The organism is Gordonia polyisoprenivorans, assembly GCF_017654315.1.
Lineage (GTDB): Bacteria > Actinomycetota > Actinomycetes > Mycobacteriales > Mycobacteriaceae > Gordonia > Gordonia polyisoprenivorans_A.
Map to the genome: position 1 here is coordinate 2,152,879 of NZ_CP072203.1, position 15,959 is coordinate 2,168,837.

General features: G+C 65.9%; 14 protein-coding genes. 5 read left to right on the forward strand and 9 right to left on the reverse strand.

Annotation, left to right across the window (positions count from 1 at the left end):
- Positions 1-5: 5 nt before the first annotated feature.
- Complete coding sequence (locus J6U32_RS09600) at positions 6-1,541, reverse strand: ABC-F family ATP-binding cassette domain-containing protein (RefSeq protein WP_208795020.1); 1,536 nt, start codon at positions 1,539-1,541, stop codon at positions 6-8.
- 146 nt (positions 1,542-1,687) lie between these two features.
- Complete coding sequence (locus J6U32_RS09605; protein WP_208795022.1) at positions 1,688-2,641, reverse strand: DMT family transporter; 954 nt, start codon at positions 2,639-2,641, stop codon at positions 1,688-1,690.
- Positions 2,642-2,733: 92 nt separating this feature from the next.
- Between J6U32_RS09605 and J6U32_RS09610 the strand changes: the two genes are divergently transcribed.
- Both J6U32_RS09610 and J6U32_RS09615 read left to right on the forward strand, forming a co-directional pair.
- Positions 2,734-3,624, forward strand: a complete 891-nt coding sequence (locus J6U32_RS09610; RefSeq protein ID WP_208795024.1) for a LysR family transcriptional regulator — start codon at positions 2,734-2,736, stop codon at positions 3,622-3,624.
- A 5-nt stretch (positions 3,625-3,629) separates the two neighbouring features.
- Complete coding sequence (locus J6U32_RS09615) at positions 3,630-4,637, forward strand: enoyl-CoA hydratase/isomerase family protein (RefSeq protein ID WP_208795026.1); 1,008 nt, start codon at positions 3,630-3,632, stop codon at positions 4,635-4,637.
- Between the two features lie 533 nt (positions 4,638-5,170).
- Here J6U32_RS09615 and J6U32_RS09620 read toward each other — a convergent pair.
- From J6U32_RS09620 to J6U32_RS09635, 4 genes are all read right to left on the reverse strand, one after another.
- The gene (locus J6U32_RS09620; RefSeq protein ID WP_208795028.1) at positions 5,171-6,460 is read right to left on the reverse strand and encodes an HNH endonuclease; all 1,290 of its coding nucleotides are present in this window, start codon (positions 6,458-6,460) and stop codon (positions 5,171-5,173) included.
- A 417-nt stretch (positions 6,461-6,877) separates the two neighbouring features.
- Positions 6,878-7,552, reverse strand: a complete 675-nt coding sequence (locus J6U32_RS09625; RefSeq protein ID WP_244332758.1) for a hypothetical protein — start codon at positions 7,550-7,552, stop codon at positions 6,878-6,880.
- Between the two features lie 8 nt (positions 7,553-7,560).
- A complete protein-coding gene (locus tag J6U32_RS09630) occupies positions 7,561-9,171 on the reverse strand; it encodes a peptide chain release factor 3 (RefSeq protein ID WP_208795030.1) in 1,611 nt (536 codons plus the stop codon).
- A gap of 84 nt (positions 9,172-9,255) precedes the next feature.
- Positions 9,256-10,272 carry a beta-ketoacyl-ACP synthase III gene (locus tag J6U32_RS09635; RefSeq protein ID WP_014359290.1) on the reverse strand — a complete coding sequence of 339 codons (1,017 nt, stop codon included), beginning with the start codon at positions 10,270-10,272 and terminating at the stop codon, positions 9,256-9,258.
- Between the two features lie 258 nt (positions 10,273-10,530).
- On the opposite strand from J6U32_RS09635, the gene J6U32_RS09640 reads away from it, so the two are divergent.
- From J6U32_RS09640 to J6U32_RS09650, 3 genes are all read left to right on the forward strand, one after another.
- Entirely contained in the window at positions 10,531-11,544 is a 1,014-nt protein-coding gene (locus J6U32_RS09640) for an ATP-binding cassette domain-containing protein (RefSeq protein WP_208795032.1), read from the forward strand.
- The gene (locus tag J6U32_RS09645) at positions 11,541-12,302 is read left to right on the forward strand and encodes an ABC transporter permease (RefSeq protein ID WP_208795034.1); all 762 of its coding nucleotides are present in this window, start codon (positions 11,541-11,543) and stop codon (positions 12,300-12,302) included. The genes J6U32_RS09640 and J6U32_RS09645 overlap by 4 nt, the downstream gene beginning before the upstream one ends.
- 377 nt (positions 12,303-12,679) lie before the next feature.
- Positions 12,680-13,441 (forward strand): hypothetical protein, encoded by a 762-nt coding sequence (locus J6U32_RS09650; RefSeq protein WP_244332760.1) that lies wholly within the window; start codon positions 12,680-12,682, stop codon positions 13,439-13,441.
- 83 nt (positions 13,442-13,524) lie between these two features.
- On the opposite strand, the gene J6U32_RS09655 is transcribed toward J6U32_RS09650, so the two are convergent.
- The 3 genes from J6U32_RS09655 to J6U32_RS09665 all read right to left on the reverse strand — a co-directional run bounded on the left by J6U32_RS09655 (position 13,525) and on the right by J6U32_RS09665 (position 15,879).
- Positions 13,525-14,595, reverse strand: a complete 1,071-nt coding sequence (locus J6U32_RS09655) for a beta-ketoacyl-ACP synthase 3 (protein WP_208795037.1) — start codon at positions 14,593-14,595, stop codon at positions 13,525-13,527.
- A 75-nt stretch (positions 14,596-14,670) separates the two neighbouring features.
- The gene (gene pth / locus J6U32_RS09660) at positions 14,671-15,237 is read right to left on the reverse strand and encodes an aminoacyl-tRNA hydrolase (RefSeq protein ID WP_208795039.1); all 567 of its coding nucleotides are present in this window, start codon (positions 15,235-15,237) and stop codon (positions 14,671-14,673) included.
- A 9-nt stretch (positions 15,238-15,246) separates the two neighbouring features.
- Positions 15,247-15,879, reverse strand: a complete 633-nt coding sequence (locus tag J6U32_RS09665) for a 50S ribosomal protein L25/general stress protein Ctc (protein WP_208795041.1) — start codon at positions 15,877-15,879, stop codon at positions 15,247-15,249.
- Between the last annotated feature and the right edge of the window lie 80 nt (positions 15,880-15,959).

A 15,959-nucleotide genomic window follows, 5' to 3' on the forward strand; every position in this document is an offset into this window, starting at 1 on the left:
GACGCTCACCCAATCCGCACCGTGCGGTCGATGCCGACGCGGTCGCGGAACCCGGGGTCGTGGCTGACCAGCAGTAGCGCACCGGTCCAGTCACGTAACGCCGACACCAGTTCCTCGGTGGTGTCGATGTCGAGGTTGTTGGTCGGCTCGTCGAGGATCAGGAGCTTGGGTGTCGGGTCGGTGAGCAACGCCGACGCCAATGCCACCCGCAGGCGCTCACCGCCCGACAACTCGGCGAGGGCACGGTCACCGGCGTTGCCGCGGAACAGGAATCGTGCCAGATGCGCCCGAACCTGTTGGACGCCGGCATCCGGATGTGTCACCGACAGATACTCGGCGATCGTCCGCGACGGATCGGCGAAGGTGATGCGTTGCGGCACCAGGGCATACGGCACGAGTATGTGGTCGCCGACGATGAGGTCGGTGATGAGGGTAGTCTTCCCGGACCCGTTGGCACCGACGAGCGCTACCCGCTCCGGACCGTCGATGCGTAATCGGTCGTCGGCGATCACCTGGGCGTGGGTGGCGAGGTCGGGTTCGGGCATCGAGATCCGCGCGGTCCGGTCGTCACGGACGTCGGCGCGCGCCGATTCCAGCCGACCCGCCGCCGCGGCGACGTCCTCGCGGTGCGAGGTGCGGTACTTGCCCGCCGATACCTGCGCCGCGTTGCGGCGGCCGTGCGCGACGATCTTCGGGACCCGTTTCTCGCGTTCGGCTTTCGCGGCCGTCCGGGCCCGGCGGTCCAGGGTGATCTGGGCGTCGGCGAGGTCGCGTTTCTGCGCGCGCAGGTCACCCGTGGCGTTCGCGACGGCAGCCTCCGCGGCGGCCTGCTCGGTGTCGAGGACCTCGCGGTAGAGCGAGTACGGGCCGCCGAAGAGCCGAACCCGGCCCCGGTACAGCTCGATCGTGGTGTTGACGCGATCGAGCAACTCGAGGTCGTGGCTGACCAGCAGCACGGTTCCGGCGAATGCGTCGAGAGCCTGGAATAGAGCTGTCCGCGAATCGGTGTCGAGATTGTTGGTCGGTTCGTCGAGCAGCAGGACGTCGGGCCGGCGGAGGAGGCGGGCCGCGATCGCGAGCATCGTCGACTCGCCACCGGAGAGGGTGCCGACGGTGCGGTCCAGGTCGGCGACGAGGCCCAACGCCGACAGTTGCGCGAGCGCGCGCTCCTCGACGTCCCAGTCGTCGCCGACGGTGTCGTAGTCGTCGGGTTGGACCGATCCGCTCTCGATCCGTCGTAAGGCGTTGCGAATCGCGGCGATTCCCAAGACGTCGGCAACGGTGTCGTCGGAGTGGGCCTGCGGATGCTGGGGGACCAGCGCGCAGTGGCCCGAGACCGTGATGCTGCCCGTGGTCGGCGACAGTGCGCCGAGAATGAGTTGCAGCAACGTGGTCTTGCCGGCGCCGTTCGCTCCGACGAGCGAGCTGATCCCTGGTGGGACGGTCAGCGACAGGTCGCCGAAGACGGGGGTGCCATCAGGCCAGGCGAAGGAGACGCCCGAGAGAGTGATCGATCCGGAGGGGTGCAGGGGTGAGGCCATGAGAACTCCTTGAGGTGGTGAGGATTCCGCGGCGACGTCGCGTACGGCGTCGACTCTCGCGGTGGTTTACCGACCTCAGATGTTCATGACTGGCAGATCACTCCTCGATGTGAATCAGCTGGCTGGCGTGCCTCAGGGATGCGCGTTCACGATAGCGCGCCCCCGGACAGGTGTGTCAACCGCTTTTGTTCGCCGGATGTTCCGGGTCGTGCGGTGGTCGCGGGCTCGATGGTCCGGGGTGAGGCGCCCGGGCGTCGCACGATCACCAACGACGCGGCGCCCAGGACGAGTCCGATGATGATCCCGAGATCGGGGCGTTGGCCGAGTAGACCCCACGCCAGAAGTGCCGACGCCGAGGGGATGAGCGTGAACAACATCGACGTGGCCGCGGCACCGGCGGTGTTGACGAGCCGGAGGAACAGGGTGGTGGCGATCATCGACGAGGCGATGATCATCGTCGGCAACACCCAGGCCGCGCGGAGTGGGTCGGTGATCGACTCGGGAGTCGCGAGAGTGATTGCGGCCGTGGGTATCAGGGCCACGGTCCGTTGGACGGCATTGCCGGCGACGAGATCGACTCCACCGCAGAAGCGTTGCTGATAGATACCGCCGAGCGCGACTCCCGTCAGGGCGAGGAGGGTCAGGCCGACGGCGATGCCCATCGTCGAGGCGTCGGCCATCACCCGGGGCAGGCACGCGGCCAGGACCGCGGCCGTGCCGACCGCGATGCCGGTCCATTGCCGCGACCCGAGGCGTTGACCGAGCACAGGCCACGCGAGTATCGCCGTGGCCACCGGGTTCAGGGCAATGACCAGTGCGACGATGACCGCGGGCACCCCGAGCTGCAATGCCAGGTAGGCGCAGCCGAATTGGAGGAATTGGGTCAGCAATCCGACGACGGCGACGTGGCCGAGCTGCCGTCCGCGGGGGAAGGCACGCCGGGTCACGACGGCGATGATCCCGAGCGCCGCCGCGGACCCCGCGAATCGGATGGTCAGCAGCGCCATCGGCGACATCGCGGACACACCGAGCGCGCCGAGTGGATAGCCGAAGGCCCACAACAGGATGAGTGCCGCGGCGGGTAGGGGAGGGATTCTCATGTGCTCCAGCGTGCGCGGCGACCATACGCGTCGTCCAACAATGATCAGTAATCGTGATTGATCATGAATCGTGATCGCCGTATGCTGGCGGCATGGCCAACACGGTTCTCGACATCACCCCGCTGCGCAGCCTCGTCGCAGTGGCCACCTGCGGTGGTTTTCACCGCGCGGCGACGGCGCTGCATCTCACCCAGTCCGCGGTCAGTCAGCATGTCCGCCGACTCGAAACCGTGACCGGACTCAAGCTCGTCGAGCGTGAGGGGCGGATCACCCGGTTCACCGCGGACGGGGAAGCGATGCTCGCCGAAGCGCGCAGCATCCTTGCCGCACACGACGATGCGTTGCGGCGCTTGAACATTCGCTCCGCCACTCCGACGTTGACGGTGGCGACGACGGAGCACGGCGCGGACTGGTCACTACCGTTTCTCTCGCAGATTCTGCGGGAACAGTGCCCCGGGCATGCGGTCACCTTTCGTCTCGACCGCAGTCGTCGGGTCATCGCGGCCATCGATAACGGCGACGTCGACGTCGCGGTGTATCACGAACCGGTCGGCCCTACGACCGAACTGCTGGGCCCCCGCGTCGCGATGCGCTGGTTCGGGGCTCCGGACCTCGTCGTCGAGCCCGACAAGCCGCTGCCGCTGGTGGTGTTCGACGAACCGTGTTCGACCCGAGGTGTGGCCCTCGACATCCTTCGGCAGGCGCGGATCGATTTCGCGATCATCGTCGAGTCGGCCGACCTCGCCGGCGTCACCGCCGCGGTCCGCGCGGGACTCGGTGTGGTGCTGTTACCGGTGGTCAGCCGACCACCGGAGGGGATGCGCGAGGTCACATCGCTGCCGCCCTCACCGTCGTGCGCCCTGCAGATACGGTTCGCGCCGACCGTCCCCGAGGCGGTGCAGGCCGCGACGCGTGCGGCCCTGGCCGAGACGACGTCGCAGGTCGAGGCGGGTGACCGACGGAGAGCGGACACGCTAGCGTGAACGTCATGTCGTACATCCGCACCAATGTTGCCAACGGGGTCGGCGAGATCGTCCTCGACCGGCCCAAGGCCCTCAACGCGCTCGACCAGTCGATGGTCGACGACATGTATGACGTGCTGTTGCGCTGGGCCGACGATGACGGCATCGACACCGTGATGCTGACCTCGGGTACCGACCGCGCCTTCTGCGCGGGAGGCGACATCCGTGCGATCCGTGACAGCGCGCTCGCCGGCGATACCGAGTCGATCACTCGTTACTTCTCCCACGAATACCGGCTCAATCAGTTGATCGCCGAGTATCCCAAGGCGCATATCGCGCTGATCGACGGTGCTGCCATGGGTGGCGGTCTGGGAATCAGCGTCCATGGGGAGATCCGGGTGGTCACCGAGAAGGCGATGATCGCGATGCCCGAGACCGCGATCGGCTTCTTTCCCGACATCGGATCCACCTACTTCTTGCCCCGGCTACCGCAGGGTGTCGGAATGTGGTTGGCGCTCACCGGCGCCCGGGTCCGCGGATCGCAGGCGTTGTCGGTGGGTCTGGCGACGCACTTCGTACCGTCCGCCGAACTCGGTGGCGTTGCCGACCGAATCCGTTCCGGCGCACCACTCGGCGAGGTCTTGGTGCCCTCACCGGACAAGCACACCGACCACCCGCCGCTGCCCGTGGAGCAGATCGGTGAGTACTTCTCCGATACGAATGTCGCGGGGATCGTCGGGGGTCTGCGCGGTGCGGTCGGCGACGAGTGGGCCGCGCAGATGCTCGACCTCCTCGGCCACGCATCGCCGACCAGTCTCTGGGTCACCGCGTGCCTACTCGAACTCGGCGAGACCGCGATGCTCGACGAATGTCTGGAGCGCGAACTGCACTCCGCCGAAAAGATCACCGCAACCCACGATTTCGCCGAAGGCGTGCGAGCGGTGCTGGTCGACAAGGACCGCAATCCCGCCTTCGTCCCCGCCGAGATCGACGACGTCGATCCCGCAGAGGTCTCTCGCATCGTCGGTGTGTGACACCTCAGATCAATAGTTTGCCTCGAGAACTGTTGTCTTGGTGAGTATTCCGGAGATTATGGTCCGGCCAGCTCTGCTGCACGCGGTCTCGAGGCTCGCCGCACGCGGCTCGCACCTCGACCATCGGGGGAAGACGCCCATCCCGGTGGTCGAGGTGCCGAGGAGCGCCAGCGACGAGCCTCGAGGCCCCTTGTGCCGAAGGGATTCCGGGCCACCGCGGTCCGGTTCCAGCGCCAGCTCAGGCGGTCTCGAGGCTCGCCGCACGCGGCTCGCACCTCGACCATCGGGGGAAGATGACTTGCCGCGAAAGGATGTTGACGCCCTTCCCATCCAATGGTCGTTCCCATCCCGGTGGTCGAGGTGCCGAGGAGCGCCAGCGACGAGCCTCGAGACCCCTTGTGCCGAAGGGATTCCGGGCCACGGGCACGACGTACCTCGACCATCGGGTGGGCTGTCTCTATGGAGTTCTCAAAGATCAGATGCGGTCCCGGCGGCCGGCCGGGTGCAGGAATCAGTTAGTGGGGCAGGGTAGGTCAGGCTGCTGCGTCGTCGAGTCGCATGGTGCGTCGGTGATACGACGGTATCGGTCGGCGTTGCGGATCCACGCTGGCGGGTGGGATGAGCCAGGGGTGTCGGTCGAATCCCATGATGATGTCCCATCCGTGGTGGTGCACATCGTCGTGGCAGCTGGTGCACAGTAGGCAGCCGTTGTCGAGGTCGGTGGGACCACCGTCGGCCCAGTGGTGCACGTGGTGTGCTTGGCAGCGTCCGGCGTGTGTTCCGCATTTGATGCAGCCGCGGTCACGCACCAGCAAGGCTTTGCGTTGGCCGGGGGTGAAGAAGCGTTCTTTGTGTCCGACGTCGAGGGGTACACCGTCAGTGTTGAGGATGATCTTGGTAATTGTGGTGTCACACGACAACAACTTGGCGGTGGCTTCGGTGATCGCGCCCATGTTCTGCAGGTCCCCACCGAGTGCCGGGTTGTCGGCCGACCAGGTCCACAACAGTCCGTTGGTCGGTTTCGCTGAGAAGGTGGTGTCGGCCAATCCTTGTGCCGCGAGTTCGACGATCGTCTCGAACGCGGCAGCACAGATTTGTTCGGGCGTGCGGGGATCGGGGGAGCCGTCGGGCTGCGGCTTGGGAGCTGACAAGGTTTCCATCAAAGTGCGGGTCTTTTCCCCCGCGATGATGTCGAGGTTCGCTGAGATCTCCAACCGGCCGTCGTCGGTGATGCGGTCGGTGTAGGAGTTGATGTTCTTGTCTTCGGCGGCTGGTAACCCGCCGGGGGTTTCGGCCGCCAACTCGTTTCCGAGTTGCCGGGCGTGGAGATTGATTTCGGCGTGGGTGAAGCCGGCGAAGTAGTGCGACAAAAATTTCCGCAGGTATTCGCACCGTTGGACGGTGTCGAGGGGTTCGGGGGAGCGGGTGTCGATGTGCGCCAGTCCGCGGACGATGGCGTCGGTGTGTTCGGAGGAGATGGACCCGTCGGCAGCGTGCGCCAACAAAATGTCGATATCGGTGGTGGCCGAGATGCGCACATACCGACCTGCGACCGAGGGTGCGAAGCCCATGCTGATCAACAGTTCTCGGAGTCGGGTGGTTTTGTGGTCGGCGACCCCCAGTCGGTCCATCTCGCCGGTGAGGGTGGTGGCGTGGTGATCAACCAGGTTCCGCAGTAGCAGGACTTGTTTCATCGCGCCGAAAGCTTGGGGACCGGTCATCTCCGGATTCCATTGCAGGTCGTTGAGTTGGGTGACGATGGTGGCGAAGACTGCTTCGGCGTCAACGGTTTCCGCGTCAAGGACTGTGGTGGATTCGATCATGGGCCCCTCCCCGGTGGCTGATCGGTGTGATGGCTCCAGTGTACAGGAAAGTGTGTTCGATGCAAGGGGGTTTTCCATCAATTCTGCTTGTGGACAACGTGTTTCGGCACTGACTTTCCTGTCGGTGGGGTGTGGTATGGGATTCAGTTTTCACTGCGCGGATGTTCGATGTGGTTGAGATACTGCGCATCTCGCCGGGTCTCGAGGCTCGCCGCACGCGGCTCGCACCTCGACCATCGGGAGGGATAGGTATTCGATTATCGGGGGAAGGTCTCGGCCTTCGGGAGGGAATGGTTACGGCCATCGGGGGGAAGAGTTACGGCCATCGGGAGGGAAAGGTCCTCGGCCTTCGGGAGGGAAAGGTTGCGCTGATCGGAAGGGGGAAGGTCCTCGACCATTGGGGTATCGGGGGAGGAGTTACGGGGTCAGCTCGAACCAGCCGGAGAGGGTTGCGGTGTCCGCGTCCGACGGCATCGCCGGTGTCGACGAATCTTCAAAAGGGCCCTCATCGTTGGGGGAGAACGGATTTGCGGTCGACGCAGTGGCTTCGGGGCAGGTGAAGTGTCCGGCGGCAAGAGTGGATGACATGGCGGTCACGGTCAGCCGGCAGGTGGCGGAGGAGCGGTACACCCCGTGTACCAAGACTCCGACGAGAGCGGTGATCGGCCCTGTGAGTGGACCGGGAGCCGGGGTGCCGGCGACCGGAGGTGGTCCGCCACCGGTGAGATCGCCTGCAAGGAACTCCAACTGAGCGCCATCGGTACCCGGACCGGAAAAAGTGAAGAGCAACGAGTCCGGCGGGACCTCCGGGCCTGCGTTGCCCGACTTCGCAAACGAGTAGCAGCGTCCGGTGCCCCCGGACGGGCTGACCGCGACAAGCATGCGGCCCCGGGTGAATCGAAGATCGTAGGCGACGCGATCGATCGCACCCGTCGGCGGCGTCCGTGCGCACTCGCGCGGATCGAGCCGGAGCGACTCATGCTGCACCGACGACCCCGACACCCTGCTGGGAGGCGTCGAGGTGTCACACCCGCAGATCGTTGCGATGACGGCCAGCACGCAGAGTGCGCCCCACCGGCGAGAGACGGTCACCGGACCTGTCAATCAGCGGCTGCGACAAGCGGTTCCAGGAGGAGATCGGGGTGTTCCTTCTCGATGTACTGCAGGCGCCACTTGTCACTGAACAGTGCGAGGATCACCCCGTCGCTGCTCCGGGTGAACACCTCGACGCCGCGCTGACGGTTGAGCTCGTCGGCGCTGTCGGCGTCGGTGCGTCGCGCCAGGGTGTAGCCGAGCGGTTCGATGATGGTGTCGACGTTGTACTCGGCCTTCATGCGGGCGGTGACGACCTCGAACTGCATCGGACCGACCGCAGCGAGAACCGGTGAGGCGTCGCCGCGCAACTCGTTGCGCAACACCTGCACGACGCCTTCACTGTCGAGCTGGTCCATGCCCTTGCGGAACTGCTTGTACTTGTCGGCGGTGGTGGCACGCAACGACGAGAAGTGCTCGGGCGCAAACGAAGGGATGGGCGGGAACTGGATGCGTGGGTCGTCGTAGAGAGTGTCGCCGGGCGCCAGGGCGGTCGCGTTGACCAGTCCCACGACGTCGCCGGGAAAGGCGGTGTCGACGGTCGAGCGATCACGGCCGAAGACCGACTGGGCATACTTGGTGGCGAACGGTTTTCCGGTTTGTGCGTGCGTCACGACCATGCCGCGTTCGAACTCGCCGGACACGATTCGCATGAACGCCAATCGATCCCGGTGGCTCGAATCCATGCCGGCCTGCACCTTGAACACCACGGCGCTGAACGGATCGGTGGGCTCGCGGACCTCGCCGTCGATCCCGGCGCGCGCGACCGGCGTCGGTGCGAGTTCGACGAGGGTCTCGAGTAGTTGGCGCACACCGAAATTCAGCATCGCCGAGGCGAAGATCATCGGCGAGGTCTGCCCACCGAGAAAGAGTTCCTGATCGTGATCCTGGCCCATCTCGGTGAGCAACTCGCTCTCCTCGACGGCCTCGGTCCACGCCTGCTCCTCGCGCGCGCTCGCGGCGTCGGCATCCATCAGCTCCTCGGGAGCGATGGTGGCGCCACCGGCGGTGCGGGTGAAGTGGATGTAGCGGCCGGTCCGGCGATCGAGCAATCCGCGGAAGTCGCCGGCGATACCGACGGGAAAGAACAGGGGCGTCGGCAGTAGACCGATGCGCTCGCTGATCTCGTCGATCAACTCCAGCGGCGTGCGCCCCGGGCGGTCCCATTTGTTGATGACGGTGATCACCGGGATGCCGCGATGACGACACACCTGGAACAGCTTGAGGGTTTGCGGCTCCAGCCCCTTGGCGGCGTCGATCAGCATGACCGCCGCGTCGACCGCGGTCAGCACCCGATAAGTGTCCTCGGAGAAGTCGGCGTGACCGGGGGTGTCGACGAGGTTGATGACGGCGGGTTCGTCGTCGGGTCCGGCGGTGGCGGGCAGATAGTTGAACTGCAACGCGGTCGAGCTGACCGAGATGCCGCGCGCCTTCTCCATCTCCATCCAGTCAGAGACCGTGGACTTGCGGCCGGCCTTGCCGTGGATGGCGCCGGCCTCGCTGATCATGCGGGCGTGCAGCGCCAGCGCCTCGGTCATGGTCGACTTGCCGGCGTCGGGGTGGGAGATGATGGCGAAGGTACGACGCCGGCGGACCTCGTCGGCAACGGAAGAACTCACCTGTTGAGGCTATCGGGCCAGGCCGCGGCGTCCCAAACCCACGAGCCCGGACCGCTCGGCCGCCTGACCCCCTCGGCGTCCCGACTACTCGAACGGCACCGGCGGCATCTTGACGACCTGGGCCGCGTAGCTCAGGCCTGCGCCGAATCCGAGCAGCAGCGCGGTGTCGCCGGGTTTGGCCTTTCCGGTGGAGAGCAGATCCTCCATCGCGAGTGGGATCGACGCCGCCGAGGTGTTGCCGGTGTACTCGATGTCGTTGGCGACGACGGTGCGCTCGGGCAGGTGCAAGCTCTTGGCGAGCAGTTCGTTGATCCTCGAGTTCGCCTGATGCGGAACGAAGACGTCGAGGTCCTCGGTGCCGATCTTGGCGGCCTCGAGGGCGCGCTGGGCGGCCTTACCCATCTCGAACGCGGCCCACCGGAAGACGGCGGTGCCCTGAAGTCGCACGTAGGGGCGCTGAACGCGGTCGCCGTCGAGGAAGGTGACCCAGTCGATGTCCTGACGGATCGCGTCGTACTGCGAACCGTCGCTACCCCAGATCACCGGGCCGAGCTGCTGGTCCTCGGTCGGTCCGACGACCACGGCGCCGGCGCCGTCACCGAAGATGAAGCAGTTGCCGCGGTCGGTCATGTCCAGCGTCACCGACAGCTGCTCGGCACCGATGACCAGCACGTGGGTGGCACTTCCGCCGCGCACCATGTCCGATGCCAGCGCCATCGCGTAGCCGAAGCCGGCGCAGCCGACGGTCACGTCGAAGGCCGGGACGCCGTTACAGCCGAGTTCGGTGGCAACCTTGGTCGCACCGGCCGGCGTCAATAGCAGGTGGGTGTTGGTCGCGAGGATCACCGCATCGATGTCGGACCCCGACAGCAGCGCGTTGGCGATCGCCGTGCGGCCGGCCGCGACCGACATCTGAGTGACGTCTTCGTCGCGCCGCGCGAATCGGCGGGTCTTGATGCCGGTGCGGGTGTAGATCCACTCGTCGGAGGAATCGATGTGCTCGCAGATCTCGTCGTTGGTCACGACGCGCTCGGGGCGGTACGCGCCGATTCCGAGCATCCCGATGTTGTTCACACCGGTCTTGTCGGCGATCACGGTCATAAGTGGGTTCCTTCCGCTATGCGACTCGCCATAGACCGTCTCACATGTCGCCGCTACTGGGAAGTAGAGGTGTCCGGCCAGGTTGTCGGCCGCACTTCCCGCATGTCACGGATTCGCGGACCCTGGATGTCCGCGATTCGGTGAATTCTCGTCGGTACGCGGGTCTGTACATGTGCAGGCGTCGGAAATCGGACAGATCCACCGACAGGACAGATGACGGCCTTGAGAATGGTGAACAGAGTCGAGGAGAGGGAACCCATGATCCATGCACGAGGTCTCGTGCAGACCTTCCACACCGGGCGCGGCAAACAGAAACGAGAGGTTCGCGCGGTCGACGGGGTCGACCTCGACATCGCCGAGGGTGAGGTCGTCGGCTTCCTCGGACCCAACGGTGCAGGCAAGACGACGACGCTGCGAATGCTGACCACGCTGCTACGGCCCACCGCGGGCACCGCCACGGTCAACGGCTACGACGTGGTGCGCGACGCGGTGATGGTGCGGCGGAGCATCGGCTACGTGTCGCAGGCCGGCGGAACGTTCAGCCAGGCGCAGGCCGGGGACGAGGTCGTCGATCACGGCATGCTCTACGGCATGTCGCGCGCCGACGCCACACGGCGCGGCAAGGCACTCTTCGAGCAGCTGCAACTCGACGGACTCTGGGAACGCATGCCCAAGAACATGTCCGGCGGTCAGAAGCGGCGCCTCGACATCGCCATGGGACTCGTTCACGACCCGGCCCTGGTGTTCCTCGACGAGCCGACCACCGGCCTCGACCCGCAGGCCCGGGCCAACCTGTGGGAGCACATCCGGCGGCTGCGCACCGAACACGGGGCGACGATCTTCTTGACGACGCACTACCTCGACGAGGCCGACGAACTCTCGGATCGCATCCTCATCATCGACAACGGCCGGATCGTGGCGGCCGACACCGCGGACAACCTCAAGTCGCGGGTGTCCGGTGATCTCGTCGACCTCGAGATCTCCGACGCCGCCCAGGTGTCCACCGCGGCCGCCAAACTGGCGACCATCGCGGGCTCGGTGGAGACCCTCGACCGCCACGTTCGAGGTCGGGTGCAGCACGCCGGCCGTCACATCCCGTCGTTGCTCCGTGAATTGACCTCGGAATCCATCGAATTGGACTCCATCGAGATCATCCGACCAACCCTCGACGACGTCTTCCTCACCATGACCGGCAGATCGTTGCGCGACGCCGAAGCCGCGACGGAGAACGCCGCGGAGACCGAGATCGAGAACGAAGGAGTACTGCGATGACCTTCCTGCGTGAATCCCACATCGTCTTCCGCCGCCAGATCCGGATGAACCTGCGCAATCCCGCATGGGTGGTCATCGGGGTCCTGCAGCCGGTGCTCTATCTCGTGCTGTTCGGACCGCTGCTCAAACCCCTCGTAGCCCAATTCCCCGGTGGCGCAGACAATCCCTACACCTTCCTGGTGCCCGGCCTGCTCGTGCAGCTCGGCATGTTCGGGGCGATGTTCGCCGGATTCAGCCTCATCGGCGAATGGCGAGAAGGCGTCATCGAGGCCGAGCGGGTGACTCCGGCGAGCCGCACCGCGATGCTCACCGGCCGGTTGATGCGTGACCTCCTGCAACTGTTCGTGCAGGCGCTGATCCTGGTACTGCTCGGCTGGGCGATGGGGATGCGCGGCTCGGTGATCGGGGTGATCGTCGGCATCGTCATCACGCTACTCATCGGCGGGGCCTGCGCGGCGGCGTCGAATGCGTTGGCGCTCACCACCAAGAGCGAGGACGTGATGGCGCCGGTGATCAACATGGTGTTGATGCCGGTACTGCTGCTCTCGGGCATTCTGCTGCCGATGACCCTCGGCCCGGCCTGGTTGCAGCGGCTCAGCGACTTCATGCCCTTCCGCTGGATCGTCGACGGCGTCCGCGACACCTTCGGCGGTGACATCGCGACGATGGCGGTGCTGTGGTCGGTGCTCGCCGCGGCGATTCTCGCGGCACTCGGGACCTGGTGGGGGACATCGGTGTTCCGGAAGGAGAATGCCTGACGAGAGGGTCCGATCACGTTCCGTTCTGAAGGCTCGCGGGACGCCGAAGGCCCTAGCCGATCGCACGTTGCTCGTTGATTCCCGCTGGTCGATTCCCTTCCCGCGCGCCGAGTTCGTTGTGCGGGAGGGAAAACGACCAGCGCGAGCATCAACTCGGTGTCGGAGGGAACCGCACCGACACCGGCTGCGTCCAACCGTGCATGACTGCATATCCACATGACCGCTACGGGCTCATCCGTAGGGATGCCGCTCTGAGGCGTGGCATTTCGGACAGTTGCCGCGCCAACGACGTGAAAGCGGGCCAGTTGATTTCACTCATTCCGGGCGTCAACGTCGAACCCAGTGCGGATTTCGATGGACATGAAGGTGCCCAGAAGTTGCACCGGCTCAGGGCAATTGCGGTCGCCACCTCGGAGATCGCACGTCCGTTGCCGCTGAGTCACGCGTCGGCAGCGGCGATGCTCGGACTCCCGCTGCTCAAGCCAGACCTCGCGCGAGTGCACGTCACCACCGGTTTACCCGGAGGTGGTTCGGTGGGAACTGTCCGCCATCTCCATCCGGCACCTCTCGACCCGGCCGAACTGCGAACCATCGACGGACTCGTGGTGACGTCGCTGGAGCGAACCGCGATCGATGTCGCAACCATGGGGGATTTCGCGCAGGCGTTCACCGCGTTCGACCAGGCTCTGCGACTCGGAGCCGATCGAGATCAGATGTCAGAGATGCTGGCGGCGCGTCGTCGACGTGGAGGAAAGGTCGCTCGGGTCGCGTTGACCTCGGCGACGGGGCAGGCTGAAAGTGTCGGGGAGTCGTGGAGTTGCGCGCAGATCGTCGACGCCCGGTATCCGGCGCCCCGACAGCAGCATGGCATCCGGGTCGCGTCCGGATCGACCTATGTCACCGATTTCGATTGGGAGTGGCTGGTGGTCGGCGAGTTCGACGGCATGATCAAGTACGGTCGTCTGCGCAGGCCCGGTGAGTCGATTGCCGATGCGGTGATCCGAGAGAAGTTGCGCGAGGACGAGATCCGCGACACCGGACCACGGGTCGTCCGCTGGACCTGGAACGACCTCGAAAGGGATGCGTTCATTCCCAGGTTGCATCGCAGACTCGCGCCTCTCGGCTTTGTCGCCGCGTGACTGCTCACGACACTTCCGCTAGTCGATTTCGTTCCCGCGCAACGAATTCGTTACGCGGGAACGAAACAGTTCAGCGGTAAGCCTCAGCCCAGCTCGTCGAAACTCGTGATCGCCGGCGCCGGTGGGAGAGTGACGATCGCACCCGCATACGACAGTCCCGCACCGAAACCCAGCAGCATCGCGGTCTGTCCGCCGCGGGCCTTGCCGGTCGCGAGCATCTCCTCCATGGCCAGCGGGATCGACGCCGCCGACGTGTTGCCGGTGTTCTCGATGTCGTTGGCCATGGGGAGGTCGTCAGGGAATCCGAGGTTCTTCTTCATGAGTTCGTTGATGCGGGCGTTCGCCTGATGGGGGATGAACACCTCGATGTCCTCGATGCCCACACCGGAGGTTTCGATGACCGCGGCCAACGCCTTGGGCAGGGTGATCGCCGCCCAGCGGAACACGCGCGGGCCCTGCATCGTCACGACCATCCGGCCGACGGGATCACTCTCCGGGTCCTTGTGCTGATACTCCTGCGCGCGGTTCATGTAGGCGGGGATGTCGTAGTTCTGTCCGATGGCCTCGGCGTTTTCACCGTCGGAACCCCACACGGTGGGGGAGATGCCGTTGTCCTCGCTCGGCCCGACGACGACCGCGCCGGCGCCGTCACCGAAGATGAAGGCGGTGTTGCGGTCGGTGGGTTCCATGACCACCGACATCGTCTCCACCCCGACCACCAGCACGTACCGCGCCGACCCGGCCCGCACCGTATCGGCCGCCACACCCAGGGCGTACCCGAACCCGCCGCAGCCGGCGGCGATGTCGTAGGCGGGGATGCCGTTGAGGCCGATGTCGAAGGCGACGATCGGGCCGCCGTGCGGGATCTTGGTCTTCCAGCTGTTGGTCGCCAGGATCAGCGCACCGATCTCCTCCTTGGCCACACCGGAGTTGCTGATGGCGCGTACGGCGGCGGCAGCGGCCATCGAGCGGGCACTCTCGTCGCCACTGATCCAGCGGCGGTTACGAATACCGCTGCGCTCATAGATCCATTCGTCGGTGCTGTCGAGGACCTCGCACACCTCGTCGTTGCTGACCAGCCGCCTCGGCCGGTACGCGCCGATGCCCAGCATCGCGACATTATGGTGTCCGGTGTTCGCTGCGAGTTTCGCCACGTGTCGTTCCCTTCGGGTTGCGCCGGGAGAGATTCTATGTGTTTGTGCTCTCACGCCTTGGCGCCGACGCGGCGATCACCAGGCGTGCACGGTGTTCTGCGCGGACTCCAGACCGGCCGAGAGCAGCAGTTCGACGGCGTCGGCGCCGTGTTCGATCAGCAGATCGACGTCGGCACGCGCAGCCGACGGAAATGGTTTCAGCACGAAATCTGCCGGATCCTGGCGTCCCGGTGGCCGCCCGATTCCCAGCCGGACCCGCAGATAGTCGCGGGTGCCGACGGACTGGCTCACCGACCGCAGACCGTTGTGGCCGCCTTCGCCGCCGCCGCGCTTGAGCCGGACCAGACCGAAATCGATGTCGAGTTCGTCGTGCAGCACGATCAGGTCATCCGGTGAGACCGAATAGAACTTGGCCAGCGGCCCGATCTGACGACCGACGGTGTTCATGTAGGTCCGCGCCTTGGCCACCAACACCGAACCGCCGGCGAGCGGTATCGATGCGACCTCGGCGCCGGAGCGCTTGTGCACCGAATACCGCCCACCGGCGGAGGTGACCAGATGATCGGCGACCATGGCGCCGATGTTGTGGCGTGTCTTCTCGTACTTCGGACCCGGATTACCCAGTCCGACGATGAGTTTCACGTGTCAGGGTCACTCGGACTCGTCGGCGGATTCCTCGCTGGGCACCTCGGCGCCGGCGTCGACGGCCTCGGCCTCGGCCTCAAGGTCGGCGGCGCTCGGGGCCTCGTTCACGGCGACGATGAGGGTCTCCGCGTCGGTGACCAGCGTGACGCCCTCGGGCAGCACGAGATCCGAGGCGTGGATCGCGATGCCGGCTGCCTTGCCCTCGACGTCGACGACGATCTGCTCGGGGATCGAGAGCACGTCGGCCTCGATCTCGATGGTGTTGGCGTCCTGGGTGACCAGGGTGCCGGGAGCGGCGTCACCCTCGACGACGATGTTGACCTCGACGCTGACCTTCTCGCCGCGCTTGATGACGAGCAGGTCGGCGTGCTCGATGTAGTTGCGGATCGGGTGGACGTCGACCTGCTTGGTCAGGGCGAGCTGCTTGGTGCCCTCGATGTCGAGATCGAGGACGGCGTTGATGCCGTTGTTGCGCAGGATCGCGGCGAAATCGCGGGCCGGGAGGTTCAGATGCTGCGGGTCGGAGCCGTGGCCGTAGAGCACGGCGGGGACCTGGCCCTCGCGGCGGGCACGACGTGCGGCGCCCTTGCCCTTGGCGGTGCGGGTGGTGACGGTCAGGGCGTTGGCTTGAGTGGCCATGAGACGTTCTCCTCGTGGTGGCGGGACCGGTCGGCCGGTCGTCGGTGGTGCTTCTCGGCGCGACGGCGCCCAACACCACG